Below are 472 nucleotides of genomic sequence, written 5' to 3'. Positions count from 1 at the left end.
TGTCTGAACGAAGCTGCAACGCAGCGCAGTGAGTTCCACGGCGCACCCCGCAACCGCCCCGACGCAGGTTTGCCCCTTCGCACCGCGAAGGGGCCGCAGACTGGGGGTCGCCTTTTCTTTGGTGACTTTCTTTTGGCGAAGCAAAAGAAAGTTACTCGCACGCCGGGCGACTCCCGGCCTACGCCCTACAACCAACCATGCAGTCCGATGTGCAACTCACGCCCGACGCAGCCATCGAAAACACACTACAAAATTAATAGCTACCAGCACTTTGCATACGAACGCTAGCAGCCAAAAGACCTCAAAGAATCACCCTCGACTTATCTCCTCCAGACAAGCCTTCATCACCCCAGGGTCAAACGCCATCTGCACATGCGCAACCCCTTCCACCAACCGGTGTTCTGCCCCCGCCAACGCCGCTGTGGTCGCCGGAAACACGATGTTGTCGCAGTTCGAATACCAGCAGGTAAAC

Annotated in this window: 1 pseudogene; it reads right to left on the bottom strand. The window is 57.4% G+C overall.

Going from position 1 to position 472, the window contains the following annotated elements:
* Positions 1-309 precede the first annotated feature (309 nt).
* A pseudogene (locus DBR23_RS31820) lies at positions 310-472 on the bottom strand (permease); the annotation flags it as partial.

The sequence above is a fragment of the Acidovorax sp. HMWF018 genome (assembly GCF_003061035.1).
Classification (GTDB): Bacteria; Pseudomonadota; Gammaproteobacteria; order Burkholderiales; family Burkholderiaceae_C; genus Acidovorax; species Acidovorax delafieldii.
The sequence above is the reverse complement of the archived record's forward strand: the minus strand, read 5'-3'. Positions and strand labels throughout refer to the sequence as shown.